The organism is Acidicapsa borealis, assembly GCF_059115245.1.
In genome coordinates this window covers 221,589-235,862 of the sequence record NZ_JCACNY010000001.1, presented here as the reverse complement: position 1 = coordinate 235,862, position 14,274 = coordinate 221,589, and the positions used below count along the sequence as shown (strand labels likewise).

Here is a 14,274-nt window from a genome sequence, read left to right as displayed (position 1 = left end):
CCATGACCGAGCCAATTCAGAATGTCCCTGCAACTGTCCCCGAGCAGCCGGAGGCGAAGCCGCCCCTCAAGAAGGGTATGCCGGTAGTCATTGCCCTGGTTGCAATCGTCGCCGTGATCGGAATCGCCAACGTATCAAGCCTGCTGAGTGGGAACAAGAAGTCGGCCCCCGCGAGTGCTCTACCGATGCGCCCCGCAGCTCCGAACGCTCAGCAAGTCAATAGTTTTGAGAGCCAGCAGCAGATGCAGGCCCGCCGTGATGCCGAGGAACGCCAGCATCAGCAGGAGTTGGCCGCTGCGATGCAGCAGCTACAGGCCGAACAGAGTATCCCTGGCCCAGAGGCAGCCGGAACCCAACCCATGACAGCGGCGCAGCGCGATGAGATGTATGGCAATAGCCCCAACGCACCGCAACACACCTCGAATATCTCGCAAGCCCAAGCAGAAGCCAAGCAAAAGCAGCTTGCGAAGGAAAAGCAGGCGCAGGACGCCATCAATAGCGACACCGTCGCCATCGACTTTGCCCATACGGGCGCAGCCTCCGGCTCCGCCGTCCCCTTGCAGGCCACAACTGCTGTCATGGGGGAGCGCGACGAGGCACACCCGACAGCATCGGAAACGACCCTCGGGACAACTTCGACCGACAGAGCCAAAGTTGAGCAAGCTGCCTCTACTCAGCCGCCGAAACCAGATGCCAAAGCCAACGCAATGGCTGGATACGACTTCGATAGCTACCAGGGTCGCCTCTATCGCATCTTCGAGGGCACGGTCTTTGAGGGCGTCGTCACCAATCATATCGACGGCGGCTTCAGTGGGCCGATTCTTGTCATGCTGACGACCGACTACTACTCGCATGACCATCAGCAGCTTCTCATGCCGCAGGGTACTCGCCTGATTGGCACGGTACAAAGTGTCGGCAATGCCCAGCAGCGAAAGATGTTTGTCACCTTCCATCGTGCCGTATGCCCCGATGGATTTTCGCTCGACTTCGACAAATACATCGGCCTCGATCCTCTGGGGACTACCGGCCTTGCGACCAAGGTAGACCACGGCTACCTCATGGCGTTCGGCGCAGCCGCCGCCATCGGCGGCCTCGGTGGACTCGCGCAGATCGGCAACAACGGCAGTGTCTTCACACCTTCGACCGAGATTCGCAACGGAATCTCGGAGCAGTCCGCCGCAGAGGGTGAGCAGGTGTTAAACCACTTCCTGAACCGGCTTCCGATCATCACGCTCAAGGAGGGCTCCCGCGCCCGCGTTTACGTCGGGCGCGACATCCTCATCCCGTCCTACGCAGAGCATCGCGTCGATCCGACCATGTAAGCGTCCTTGCGAGGCAGCCTCATGAATGCGAGCAATCCAAGATACGACCATTTGTTCCGCAAAGCGCAGGATGCCGAGCGCGGCGGTCACGATGCCTGGGCCGTGCAGTCCACCGGCGAGAAAGCCGCGGTTGCCCTTGTCCTCAATCGTGCCGATTGGCTTGCGGAACACGGATACACCATCGCCGAAGCGATCGAGCGGACGGGACCAGAGTGGGTCGCGATCATTCCGCAGGTTGCTCGCCAGCTTGCAGAGGAGGAGTAAGGCAATGCAGACGATTCCCGCCCATCGCTTTTATCAGTTCTCTGGAATGATCGCCGCTATTGTGCTCGCTCTGCTCCTCGTTGGGACGAACACCGGGCGGAACGCGCTCGCATGGATTTATCTCACGGCAACGGACGCGGTTGCCAACGCGACTCACTTCCACGGCTTTCCCCTGGACAGGCTCGATCCGACCTGCCCGCAATGCATGTAGTTCAACCCAACCGCAGGAGGCTTTATGAAAATCACGCTGACTAACCGCCGCAAGTGGCTCATTGGTGCAGGCGCGGCAATGTTGCTCACGGCAACGCCGAGCTTTGCTCTCTTTGGCATCGGGGATATTGTCTTCGACCCGACCAGCTACGCCAGCCTCGTCTCGCAACTCACCACTCTTCAGTCGCAATACAACATGCTGAAGAACAACATCACACATTTTTCGGCCAAGCAGCAGTGGCAGACGACGCTTCATGCTCTTGAAAACGTCAACGTGGCCAATATGTTCGGTGAGACGGCGGGAATGAGCATCGCGCTCAACACCAACTCGCCAAGTGCGTCGAGCACGGCATGGAAAGCAGCTACGGTCACGATGAACGGTGGTGCGCCTACTTACCTCGCCGGTCAGTCCCTCGGTAGCTCGCGCACGTCGCAACTGGCGATGATCGAGACGGCCGACTCCGTCTCTCCCGACTGCCTTACCGCTGTGGGCCAGTACCGTGCGGCGAGAACCCAGAACACCTCAGCGAACAACTCGCTCCTCTCGCAGCAGTTCGACGGCGGCGATGGCACCAACAGCGAAGTGCAGCAGCTCAATCTCCTCAATGCAGCCGAAGCACAGCGATTGGCGGAGATGCAATCCCAGGGCACGCTTCACGCCTGCCTTGCTTCGCAGATGACGGTAGCCAATATGGAGCGTCGGAATGCCGCTGTTGAAGACCTCAATACCGCCGCCTTCGTACAACAGCAGCGGGCTACGAATGACGTAAGCGCGGCGAATGAGAGTAGCACCTGGCAGACCTACCTTCCCTAAAACGGAGACACGATGCTGAAACTCATCAACACGAAGATCCTTCTTGCGATCCTTGCGGCGCTGGTCGCCATCGGCAGCGCCGCGATTTATCAAAGCCATGAAGCGCATAAAGCCGCCGAGGCCGCAGCCAAGGCAGCAGCATTCCTTCAGCAGCAACAGCACGACGCGGACGAGCAGAGGAAGCGGGATGAGGCATTCCGTAAACAGGTAGAGCAGGACAAGAAGCGGCACACCTCCGCCGCAGCCAATGAAGGCAAGACCTGGAAGACATACATCCCTTAGACCCCATCAGGAGAGTGCCGTTATGGTTGCCACAGTTGTTCTAGCCCAAGCCCTACCGTCCGCGAGTTCCGGTGTCGATTGGCTCTACCAATTCACCAACAATCTGACCAATCTCACGACGCAGAATGGTGGGGCGCTGACGCAGCTTGGATTGACGGAATTGAGCTGCATCTCGCTCTTCACGCTCATCAGCACGGTCATCAACTGGAATACGTCGGGGATGACGCTGCGTTTCCACACCCATCCTGTTCGGGCCGGCGATCTGACGAACTTCCTACTGCGACTCATTATCTGCTGCCTGTTGGAGAACTACTGGGTGAACCCGTTCCCCGGTGCCAGCTTCGGCATCAATCACTTCTTCTCGTATATCTCGCAGGCGATGGTAGCGGCGTTTGATCAACACTCGCTCGACCAGTTTCTTCAGTTGCTCAAGACAGCTGGGGACAACACGCCCACACCGTCCTTTACCGCGCCCATTCAGATCCTCTGCTACGTGCTCGTGCAGCTCATGCTAGGACTGGCATCCGCGATCTTGTTCGTCATCAATTGCAGTGCTTTCATCCTGTATGGCGTCACAGCTCTGTTCGGACCGATCTTCGTTCCACTGCTGATGACGCAGACCTTCCGTGCCAAGTTCTTTCAGTTTCTCGATGTCCTCATCAGCTTTGCGATGATTCGTGCTGTTGCTGCCGCCTTCATCTTTGTATGGGCTGGGTTCATGAACGGCTTTCTCCAGCAGACCTTCAATGGCAATTATTCGATGGATATGTGGATCGCCAATCTGATCCCTTGCTTAATGGTCTTCGTCGCTTTCATCATTAATATGCTGTTCATTCCGAGCATGACCCAGGCCATCTTCGGAGGTGCTGCTGGGCTCACATCGGCGGCGGGCAAGACTATTGGTGGAACGGCATTACTCTTTGCGAAGGGAGGCGGAGCGTAAGTTTTATGGGCGATCTTTGGGGATATCTTCTACTCAGTCGAGTACGGGTGCGCCGTCCTCGTTGGTTTGTGCCATTCGTAATGATCTTCCTAGTCGGAGTGATCGTTGCCGGCTTGATCTATACCTATGTCGTTTTGAACGCAGTCCGTGAAAGGAGCGAGAACCGTCATGTCCACGCACACCGCACCCATTGAAAGCACGCTGACGCCGGAGCAAGCGCTGCTCACCGACCACATCGGAAATGAGGTCTATGCCTCCCATTATGCCGAGCGGAAAGCCTATCGTCTTGTCATCGGTTGCGGCACGGTATTGCTGCTTGGTTCCATGTGGCTAAACTTCTCATTGGCACACCGTCCGATTGCGAACCGGTACATCCGGATCGACGAGATGGGCCGCGCCCAGGCAATCCAATACACCGACCTTAATTACAGCCCGCGCGAGGGTGAAGTACGGACATACCTTACAGATTGGGCCAACTATCGCTACACCATTGGCCGGGACACCATCGCGAAGAAGTACCCGCTCAACTATTACTTCCTATCGCAGACGCTGGCCTCGCAATTGATGACGGCTGACAATGCGAATCATCTTGTCTCACAGGTGGTGGCAGGGCAGATCGAGACGAGCGATGTGCAGGTAAAGAACGTCACCATCACTTCGATGTCAGACGAGACCGTCCAGGGTACCCGCATCGCCCGCGGAACGGCCCTCGTAGCCATCGACAGGTTCTACTCTGCGCAGAACTCCCGTGAGCCCCGCACGGAGCATTGGATGCTCAGTATTACCTATTATCTGAACCCCAAACAGGTGAGCGACCAGGCCCGCATCTTCCCGCAGTTCGAGACGATCAACCCGCTCGGATTGACCATCACGGAGTTCCACGAAAACCGGCTCTCCGTCGATCCTATCGCTCCCGGAACCAATGCAGCGTTGCCGGCACTGCGAGCAACGCCAGCTACAGGAGCGTCGCGATGAGCTACCACCTGATCCTTCCGTTCTTTCCTGAAGAGCTACGGGCGCTGTTGCTTGACCCGTCGATCTCGGACTTGATGATTAACGGCACCACCGGCGTCTACGCGGATCGGAATGGTGTCATTGAGCACATCCCGTTGGCAACGCCGTACACGAACGACCGTCTTCAGGCAGCGATTGAGCGCGTCGCTCGCATCCTTGGACAGGACCTCACGACGCAGAATCCGATACTGAATACACGCTTACCGGACGGCTCTCGTGTCGCGGTTGTGGGTGCTCCATCCTCCCTCAATGGGCCTACCCTTACCATTCGCAAATTCAACCGCTGGTACACCTCCGATGAGCTGATCGCCGCTGGCAGCTTGCCGGAGCCGGTTCGCGACAAAGTAATCGGCTTCATCAATGAACGAAAGAACGGCATCATCAGCGGCGGCACCAGTTCGGGGAAGACGACCTTAATGAAGGCACTACTTGACCACGTTCCCCAGCATGAACGTCTGGTAGTCATCGAGCAGCCCGCAGAGTTGAAGGTGAATCACGCCAACGCTGTCCGCTGGGAGGCTGTTGAAGCGATTCCGGGCCAGGTTGCCATCACGCCGAGCCAGCTTCTCGCCGCCGCTCTGCGTCATCGTCCCGATCGCATCATCATGGGTGAGATCCGCGATGAGTGCGGCTACGACCTGCTGCAAGCGATGAACACTGGGCATGGTGGAACGCTCTCCACCATCCATGCGAAGTCCGCATGGGACGCCTTGAATCGTCTCTCTGATTTGGCCCTGAGTGCGCGTGCCAATCTCAATCACGCATTCATTCGCTCCGAAACAGCAGAGGCCATCGATTTTGTTCTGTACTGCGAGCGCGACGCCACGGGCCGTCGCCGGGTGCGCGAGCTGATTACAGTGTCCGGATACACCCATGCGGACCAGAGCTTCCAGACGGAGGACATCTATCGTGCTTCCGCCGCCTGAGCATCAGGTATACAGCTAGAGAACCGAACTCAGAATCGAGGTCACTCCGATGTACCGTCATGCTGCCAAATCGGCTGCACAGCCCAACTCGTCTCGAAAAGCGCCCAGCGTGGCATTCCGGCATCGCCGAGAGCGCAACGGAGGGTGGTCTACGCCGCCCTTCGATGCAGCCTTTGTAGCGATGAGATGGGCTGCCGTTCGGGCGAACATCCACCGCCGAGATCGAGAGTTTGACTTCGGTGCATCGGGGAGCCTTCCGCCTCGTATCCCGTCCTCTGCTCGGGGTCACGCTTCGGGGCCAATCCGGCGCCCTGCGGCTCGGCGTCGTTCTGCTTCGACTGCGTCGCCCCTGCGGGGTCTCGGTTCCTCCCAAAAGAAGTTTGAGAGCCGCGGCAAAGAACACCGCGCAAACTTCTTTCGGGCCCCGCCAAGAAAGCACTCCTTGGCACTTGGGAGCCGGGCCCACTCGCTTGGCTTCGCCTGTGTGACCCGAGCAGGATACGGGAAATTCAACGAAACGGAGATCACCACCATGTACTCAAACAAAGTCACCCTCATCGGATTCACCGGCGCTGATGCAGAAGTTCGCACCAACAACGACCGCAGCCTCACCACTCTCTCGCTGGCAACCAAGTCCTCCTACAAGAAGGACGGCAAGTACATCGAGCACACCGAATGGCACCGTTGCGTGGTCTTCGGCAAGCTCGGAGAGTTCGCCGCCACGCTCAAGAAAGGCGCTCATATTCAGGTCGAGGGCGAGCTGCGCAGCCGGAAGTATGACAGCAAGAAGACGAACTCGGAGCAGACCATCTGGGAGATCCGGGTGAACTCGATTCTCAAGCTGGATCGGGCTCAGAAGGCAGCGGCGGAAGACGAAGAAGAATCCACCGAGGAAGAGGCCGCATAGGCCCTTCCTCCTCCCCGAAGAGTCCGGCATCCAGCCGGGCTTCTTCGGCTGCTAAAGGCCCGCCTCATCGGGCACGCAGTGCAGGTCGGATCGGAGGTATCGAGATGAATAGAACAGCCCAGGACTTTCTTACCCGTTGCTTCACTCCGGGTGACACGATCGCTCTCTTGCTTCGCAACGAGAGCACAGCAAAGACACAGCAACGCATCATTCCTTTGGAACGCGCGCTCGCGCCCCGTTACCGGGGCTGGCTCGCTCATGAAAACCACAATGGAGCAAACATCTATGTGGCTGCCAATCCGCTGCTATCCGGAAGCCGGAAGCGCACCAAGGATTGCATCGCTTCTATTCGCCACCTCTATATCGACATTGACGTGAACGGAGAGGCCCGGCTCGCTGAACTTCGGGCTTCCGAGCTTGTGCCGGAGCCGAATGTGATCGTCTCCACATCGGCAGGCAAATACCAGGTGTTGTGGCGCGTGGAGGACTTCGACTTCTACACGCAGGAGATGACGCTCAAGCTCCTCGCGATGGCCTTCCACGGTGACATCTCCTGTACGGACTGCAACCGGGTTCTTCGCATCCCCGGATTCAAGAATTGCAAGTACGATCCAGCGCAGCTCGTCACCGTCGAGTACCTCTCCGATGCGACCTACCAGCCCGATGATTTTCATCTGTATGTCCTGCGCGAAGCCTGCATGATCCCACCTATCCCGCAGCAGCCGATTCGCCGGGATATGCAGACCAACTCCGAGCATGATTGGGCCTGGGTTTCGCGTGAGCTTGCTCACGGCAAAGATGCCGTGACGCTCACGCTGGAGCTGGCTTCGCACCGCTCTGATAAGCCCAACCCCACGTACTACGCCCAGCGGACTGTAGACATGGCTTCTGCCCGTCTCTGGTTGCGAGAAGGCACAAGCATCGCCGACGTAATCGCGATGCTTGAGAGCCGCAGACAGTCTGAGCTTCCCGCAGCACTTTGCTCCGCTCGTGCGCGGGAGATTGCGGCCACGGCACAGCGCATGATCGCACGCAACAAGGTCGCCTGAATTACCACCCAAAGGAGAACAGCAATGCCACTACTCGAAGTTATCCAAACCCGTCAGGTCAGTGCGTCTATTCGGCTTACTGACTCAACCGCTACGCAGGTCGATCAGTACGCCTCTTTCATCAAAGCATCCGCCGACGATGTCGTGGAACAGGCGCTTGCCTATGTCTTCTCGAAGGATCGCGACTTCCAGGACTTCTTGAAGACGCCACAAGCGAAGCAGGCTTCTTCGACGCTTCGCATCCGTAGAGCGCCAGCTGCCGATGCTGCGGAGCCACCCGTGAAGAAGCCGGTATCCGCAGCATCATCGCCAGTACAACCAGCAGCATCCGTGGCGGGATCGAAGGCTTGATCCCGCTGCTAGTGCAGTTGCAGAGCCACTACGGTGCTGCGCACCGGAAGAAGATTGACACTCCATCCCTTCCAGGGTTTCGTAAACCGCGCAACAGGGAGCCTATAGGCGACCTCGTTGCAAACAAGCAAGTTACATAAATCTGGTTGCTTATAGGAGACCGCAAGGCTCCTATAAGCAACTTCGGGGCAGACGACATGGAAACGGAAACCCAAGGTTCCCATATCAATTTAGAGACGCGGATTCGCCGGTCCAAAGGCAGGACCGGTCGGACGATCAGTGCCACAGCCAAGGTCACGCGCGACGAGCAGAACGAGATGGAAGCGGCGGCCATGCAAAGAGGTCAGAGCCTCAGCGAGTGGTGCCGTGAGGTGCTTCTAGCAGCGGCCAGAGGCGAGACCATCACGCCGATCTTTACTGAGATCGTGGCTATCCGTCAGCTCCTCAACTCAACTTTGCGGAATGTGGCTTGCGGCGAGGTGATGACACCGCAGGCGTTCCAGACCGAGTTGCAAGGCATTCGTTCCAGCAAGCACAAGGCCGCAGTTGAAGTCATGCAACAGTACGCCAGAACGGAGGTAGCACAATGAATAGCAATCAGCAGTGGGGTCGCAAAGAGACCATTGTTTGGCCGCCGCACGCTCCCGTCTATACCTTCAGCGCGTTGGCGTTGGGTGTTTTCGCAACGCTGTTTTTCGTGTGGCAGTTTCTCCGCTTCACGGAGACGCCGTTGCGCCGGACGTATACCCCGACGTACATTCAGTCGCTCGTTGGTGCGACGTTCAAGCAGCATGGCAAGTATCGTCTGCTCTACGTTGGGGGCGGCAAAGCCGCGCCCCGTCTGGCGCTACCAGCCGACTTCGTTCCCGGGGAAACCAGGCTGCCCAACGGTTCTGTTGTTCCCGTCGATTTGTCCGAGGTGACAAGGCATCAGGGTTACACGGTCTTCTATAGAGGGCCGGAGAAGGACTACAACGACGCCGCGCTGAGTCGGTGGTTTCGCAGCGTGTATTTTGACGGGCAAGGGTTGCTCGATATCTACGCAACCTCGTTAGGAGAAGGGCTTCTTGTACTGGTGGTCGCTCTCGTGTTCGCCGGACGCGCCGACGTGAAACGGTTCCGCGAGTTAAAGTACGGACGCCACCTGAAGGGGCCGCTTATGGTTTCACCGTCCGAGTTCAACAAGGCGCTGAAGGCCGATGGCTTGGCCATCGAGACTTCTAAAAAGCCGTGGTATCTCCGCAAGCCGATACAGCTTCGCATCCCCAAGAGCGCGGAAGCGAAGCACATTCAGATCATGGGTGACACCGGCACGGGCAAGTCCACACTGATAAAACAGCTCCTCCAGCAGGTCGCCGACCGGGGTGAAATTGCCATCGTCTATGACCCGGCAGGCGAGTTCACGGAGAGCTTTTACAAGCAGAGCCGCAAGGACCTGATTCTGAATCCGCTTGACGCGCGGTCGCCTTATTGGACACCTTCCAGCGAGCTGCGGAACCCAGCCGAGGCGCGGACTATCGCGGCTTCCATGTACCAGCCGCGAGAGGACAAGCGGGGTGAGTTCTTCACAGATACTCCCCAAAAGATCTTCGCCCATCTCCTGAAGTACAAGCCTTCGCCCGAAGAATTGGTTGCGTGGATGTCGGACGAGGATGAGATTGACCGACGCCTGGAGGGCACGGAGCTTGCGAACTTCGCACCCAAGGATGCGCCGCAGCAGCGGAGCGGCGTGCTTGGTTCGCTTGGGCTTGTGGCCGACAGCTTGCGTCTTCTGCCTACCCGCGAAGAAGCCCAGGGTCGCGAGTGGTGTGCGACGGAATGGGCCGACAAGCGCGAGGGCTGGATCTTCCTGACGTCCACGGAAGCCGAACAGGAAGCGTTGCGCCCTCTGCACTCGCTTTGGATCGACTTGCTGGTGTTGCGTCTCCTGACCAGGCCGAAGCCGGGGCAGAAAAAAGTATGGCTGGTGATCGACGAGCTGGCCAGCCTCCAGCGTCTTCCGCAGTTCCATACGGCGCTGACCAAGGGCCGCAAGAGTGACAATCCGATCGTCTTTGGCTACCAGGGTAAGGCTCAGCTTGAAACCATCTACGGCCATCTTGCCGAGGTGATGCTTTCGCAGCCGACTACCAAATTCATCCTCCGTACCGCCGAGCCGAACGCGGCAAAGTGGGCAGCGGAGATGATCGGCGAGGTCGAGATCGAGCGTGTCCGGGAGACGGTTGCGGACGGCAAGCGCCAGGGCAAGAGCTTCACCCTCGACCGGCAGATCGAGCCGCTGGTGATGAAGTCCGAGGTCGAAGGTCTACCCGACCTCCACACCTTTGTGAAGATCAACAACTACGTCTCGCGCTTTTCGTTTCCACCCATGAGCCTTCCCAAGATCGCAGAGGCTTTGGTTCCGCGCGTGATCCCTCCACACAAGATGTGGTTCAACCCACTCGCGCCGGTGCCGCCGCCAGCCGCGGAGCCAGCCAGCGACCCCGAGGATGTTGCCCCAACCAAAGGCGCTCCGATCAAAGAAGCCGAGGCAATGGTTCCAAAGCTGGAACTTCCCAAGGCCGTGGTTCCTTCGGCGCAGGCCCAAACTTCCTCCATCTCGCACAACCTGTAGGCTGCCATGCTCACTATTTCGAAAGCCATCAGCTCCGCCCAGGCACAGACGTATCACAAGCTGGAATACACCAGCGATGCGCAGAGCTATTACAAGCAGGACGAAACGGTAAGAGGACAGTGGCAGGGCAAACTTGCCGCCGCCCTTGGCCTATCCGGTGAGGTCGCGCCACTGGAGTTCTCCCGTCTGACCGAGGGCATGCACCCACAGACCGAGGCGCAGATGGTGCGGCACCGGGAAGGAAAGGAGTACACCAATGCAGACGGCAGCGTTACTAAACCTGTCGAGCACCGGGCCGGATGGGATGCCACTTTTTCCGCTCCCAAGTCCGTTTCACTCACTGCCCTCGTTGGCGGTGACGAGCGCGTGACAGAGGCACACCGAGCCGCCGTGACGACCGCACTGGAGGAGTTAGAGAAGTACACGCATGCGCGGATCGGCGGCAACAACCCCGCCGAGGTGACCGGGAAGTTCGTCGCTGCAAAGTTCGAACATGACACCGCGCGGCCTGTGAACGGCTATGCCGCGCCGCAGCTCCATACCCACGCCATCATCTTCAATGTTACGGAACGCGAAGATGGCTCTACCCGTGCCATCCAGGAACGAACATTCTTCGAGTCGCAGAACTATGCGACCGCCGTGTACCAATCGGTGCTGACGCATCAGCTACGCAAGCTGGGTTATGAGATCGAGCCGGGACAGAGCGGCGCACCCGAAATTCTGGGCTTCACACAGGCATACCTTGACGCCTCCAGCCCCCGTTCTCGGCAGATCAAAGAACAGATGGAACGTGCCGGTTTCCAGGGACCAGAGGCGGCACAGATCGCCGCCCACGCCACCCGTGACCGGAAGCAAACCCTCACGGCGTCCGAAGTGTTGGCGGCGCACAAGGAGATGGCCAAAGACTTCGGTGACCAGCCGGAACGGGTGATCGCCGCCGCGCGCGAACGTGCCTTGAGACAGGCACAGGAACCCAGTGTGCAGCCGGATTTTCGTGGGGCGGTAGCCTTCGCGAAGGAGAAGGTTTTCGAACGAGAGGCCGTAGCCGATGAACGTGTCATCATGCGGGAAGCACTACGCAGGGGCATGGGTGAGGTCAGCTTTTCGGAGGTGCAGACCGAGTTCCAGCGCCGACGAGAGGAGGGCGAATTACGCTCCGTCCAGGGACAGAAGTATAGTTCCGGCCGCAGCTTCACAACACCTGAGACGATTGCCGACGAGAGAGCAAACGTGCAGCATGTCCTTAACGGACAGGGCGCATCGGCTCCCATGCTGTCCACAGCTGCAGCAGAGCGGCAGGCCACGTCTCGCGATTTCCTGAATGAGGCGCAGCAAACTGCTATCCGCGAGGTGCTGACCAGCACCGACCGGATACACGGTTTCCAGGGGCTAGCCGGAACCGGGAAGACGAGCACGCTGGCCGCTATCCGCGAGGGTGCGGAGCAGGGCGGCTATAAGGTCGAAGGCTTCGCCCCGACCTCGAAAGCCGCAGGCCAGCTACGCGAAGCTGGGATCGAGGCCAACACTCTTCAGAGCTTCCTTGCCCGGCAGAAGGGCGCCGATCCTGCCAGCAGACATCTCTACATGCTGGACGAATCCAGTCTCGCCAGCACCAAACAGATGCGTGCCTTTCTCGAAAAGATACACCCGCAGGATCGTGTTCTGGTCATCGGTGACACTCGCCAGCATCAGGGCGTCGATGCAGGACGACCCTTCCAGCAAATGCAAGAGGCGGGGATGCAGACTTCCAAGCTCGACACGATCATGCGGCAGAAAGACCCGGAGTTGCTGCGTGCTGTGCAGCACCTTGCCACCAACGAGACAGAGATGGGGATCGCTCTGCTCACCCAGCAGGGCCGTGTCACCGAGCTTGCCAATGCGTCGGAGCGCGTCGCCGCTATCGCGCGGGATTACGCCGCCAAACCGGAGAACACACTTATCGTTTCCCCGGACAACCGCAGCCGCCAGCAGATCAATGAGGCCGTGCGGGGTGAGCTGCTGAAAGCCGGCACGCTGGCCGAGGATGGGCGGCGGTTCCTCACGCTGTCCCATCGTTCCGATATGACCGGCCCAGACCGCACCTGGGCAGCGATGTACCGCCCCGGAGATGTTGTCCAGTACGAACGCGGCAGCAAAGCCGAGGGAATCGAGCGCGGCAGCTTCGGTGTGGTGCGATCGAGCGATGCGGCTACGAATCGTTTGACCGTCGAGTTCTCCCATGGCTCCAGTGTCGAGTACGACCCCAAGCGGGTCTATGGCGTGAATGTCTACCGCGAGACCAGCCGCGAGTTCGCCACCGGAGATCGACTCCAGTTCTCGGCTATTCATAAGGATCTGGGGATTTCGAACCGCGACATGGGAACTATTACTAAGATGGAGCCGGACCGACTCACCGTACTCATGGACGGGAAGGAACAGCGTTCTGTCAGCTTCAATCCCGCTGAGTTTCGGCAGTTTGACCACGGCTACGCTGTCACGTCCCACAGCTCTCAGGGACTCACCGCAGATCGCGTGATCGCCAATATCGATACCGAGTCCAGCCGCAGCCTCATCAACAACCGGCTTGCCTACGTCGCAATCTCCCGTGCCTCCGAAGACGCGAGGATTTATACGAACGACGCTGCAACGTTGGGCCATCGGCTCGCTACCGATGTGACCAAGACCGCCGCTCTCGAATTCACTGCCAGGACGGAAGATTCCGAAGCGGCTCAAAGTACCAAGGCTCCAAAACCTGTCCAAATCCACGAGTACAACAACCCGGACTCGCGACTTGCCGCTGTCGCTCGCGAGTACGCCAGCCGCCCACAGCATTCCGTCATCGTTGCGCCCGATCGCGCGGAGCGCGAGGAGCTGACCAAGCTCGTTCGCGCCGACCTCTACGCCCAAAGCAAACTTGGCCGCGACGCCCAGGCTATTTCAGTTCTGATAGAAAAAGAGACCGGAAGCAAGATGCTTGCCGAGAGCTACCAACCCGGTGACAAAATCCAGTACAAGACCGGCAGCCCCAGTCTTAGTGGCATCCCACACGACAGCCAGGCCACAGTTGTCTCCACAACCTCGCGCGGAAATCTGCTCTCCGTTCGTTTCGATGCGACCCGGGAGGAAGTCTCCTACAATCCCGCGCAGCTCCGAATCCAAACGCGCGAGAGCCGTGTCTTCCAGGAAGAGACCCGCGCAATCTCTCAGGGTGAGCGCGTCCGCTTCGCCACCTACGACAAGGAGATGGGCGTGCGCTCCGGTGACCTCGGGACTGTCACCCGCATCGGCGAGGACCACGCCATGACCGTGAAGATGGATTCCGGCAAGATCGCCGAAGTTCCTCCTGAGAAGGCACAGCACATCGACTACGGTTACGTCGTCGATTCTTTGAAGAACGTTCGCGCAGAACGTGTGATCGCAACCGGAGATGGACTCACCCAACAGGCGTTCCAGGCAGCGTCCGCCAAAGCGGATCTCGCTCTATACACCAGCCCGCCGCCGCAAGAATTCGCTTCTTCCAAGGAAATCGCAGTAACAGAATTCGCCCAGCCCACCAAGCAGCAGAATGATTTCGGAATCGGCTTCTAGTCTAAGGATTT

General features: G+C 58.9%; 14 protein-coding genes. All 14 read left to right on the top strand.

The window, feature by feature from the left end; genetic code table 11:
* The first annotated feature begins 2 nt into the window (after positions 1 to 2).
* Positions 3 to 1,322: a TraB/TrbI/VirB10 family type IV secretion system protein gene (locus AC5S27_RS00905; RefSeq protein ID WP_493932704.1), complete on the top strand. Its 1,320-nt coding sequence runs from the start codon at positions 3 to 5 to the stop codon at positions 1,320 to 1,322.
* A 21-nt stretch (positions 1,323 to 1,343) separates the two neighbouring features.
* Positions 1,344 to 1,586 (top strand): hypothetical protein, encoded by a 243-nt coding sequence (locus AC5S27_RS00900; protein WP_493932703.1) that lies wholly within the window; start codon positions 1,344 to 1,346, stop codon positions 1,584 to 1,586.
* Positions 1,587 to 1,590: 4 nt separating this feature from the next.
* On the top strand, positions 1,591 to 1,797 hold the full coding sequence (locus tag AC5S27_RS00895) for a hypothetical protein (protein ID WP_493932702.1): 207 nt from the start codon (positions 1,591 to 1,593) through the stop codon (positions 1,795 to 1,797).
* 24 nt (positions 1,798 to 1,821) lie between these two features.
* Positions 1,822 to 2,610 (top strand): hypothetical protein, encoded by a 789-nt coding sequence (locus tag AC5S27_RS00890; protein ID WP_493932701.1) that lies wholly within the window; start codon positions 1,822 to 1,824, stop codon positions 2,608 to 2,610.
* A 12-nt stretch (positions 2,611 to 2,622) separates the two neighbouring features.
* On the top strand, positions 2,623 to 2,892 hold the full coding sequence (locus AC5S27_RS00885; protein WP_493932700.1) for a hypothetical protein: 270 nt from the start codon (positions 2,623 to 2,625) through the stop codon (positions 2,890 to 2,892).
* 22 nt (positions 2,893 to 2,914) lie between these two features.
* A complete protein-coding gene (locus tag AC5S27_RS00880) occupies positions 2,915 to 3,835 on the top strand; it encodes a type IV secretion system protein (RefSeq protein ID WP_493932699.1) in 921 nt (306 codons plus the stop codon).
* A 168-nt stretch (positions 3,836 to 4,003) separates the two neighbouring features.
* Positions 4,004 to 4,810: a VirB8/TrbF family protein gene (locus AC5S27_RS00875; RefSeq protein WP_493932698.1), complete on the top strand. Its 807-nt coding sequence runs from the start codon at positions 4,004 to 4,006 to the stop codon at positions 4,808 to 4,810.
* A complete protein-coding gene (locus AC5S27_RS00870) occupies positions 4,807 to 5,775 on the top strand; it encodes a TadA family conjugal transfer-associated ATPase (RefSeq protein ID WP_493932697.1) in 969 nt (322 codons plus the stop codon). Before AC5S27_RS00875 ends, AC5S27_RS00870 begins: the two co-directional genes overlap by 4 nt.
* A 532-nt stretch (positions 5,776 to 6,307) precedes the next feature.
* Positions 6,308 to 6,682: a single-stranded DNA-binding protein gene (locus tag AC5S27_RS00865; protein ID WP_493932696.1), complete on the top strand. Its 375-nt coding sequence runs from the start codon at positions 6,308 to 6,310 to the stop codon at positions 6,680 to 6,682.
* A gap of 104 nt (positions 6,683 to 6,786) precedes the next feature.
* Positions 6,787 to 7,731, top strand: a complete 945-nt coding sequence (locus AC5S27_RS00860; protein ID WP_493932695.1) for a DNA-primase RepB domain-containing protein — start codon at positions 6,787 to 6,789, stop codon at positions 7,729 to 7,731.
* Between the two features lie 24 nt (positions 7,732 to 7,755).
* The gene (locus tag AC5S27_RS00855; protein WP_493932694.1) at positions 7,756 to 8,082 is read left to right on the top strand and encodes a hypothetical protein; all 327 of its coding nucleotides are present in this window, start codon (positions 7,756 to 7,758) and stop codon (positions 8,080 to 8,082) included.
* Positions 8,083 to 8,279: 197 nt separating this feature from the next.
* A complete protein-coding gene (locus tag AC5S27_RS00850; protein ID WP_013581499.1) occupies positions 8,280 to 8,672 on the top strand; it encodes a hypothetical protein in 393 nt (130 codons plus the stop codon).
* Entirely contained in the window at positions 8,669 to 10,696 is a 2,028-nt protein-coding gene (locus AC5S27_RS00845; RefSeq protein WP_493932693.1) for a type IV secretion system DNA-binding domain-containing protein, read from the top strand. The genes AC5S27_RS00850 and AC5S27_RS00845 overlap by 4 nt, the downstream gene beginning before the upstream one ends.
* Before the next feature lie 6 nt (positions 10,697 to 10,702).
* Entirely contained in the window at positions 10,703 to 14,263 is a 3,561-nt protein-coding gene (gene mobF, locus AC5S27_RS00840) for a MobF family relaxase (RefSeq protein WP_493932692.1), read from the top strand.
* Positions 14,264 to 14,274 lie beyond the last annotated feature (11 nt).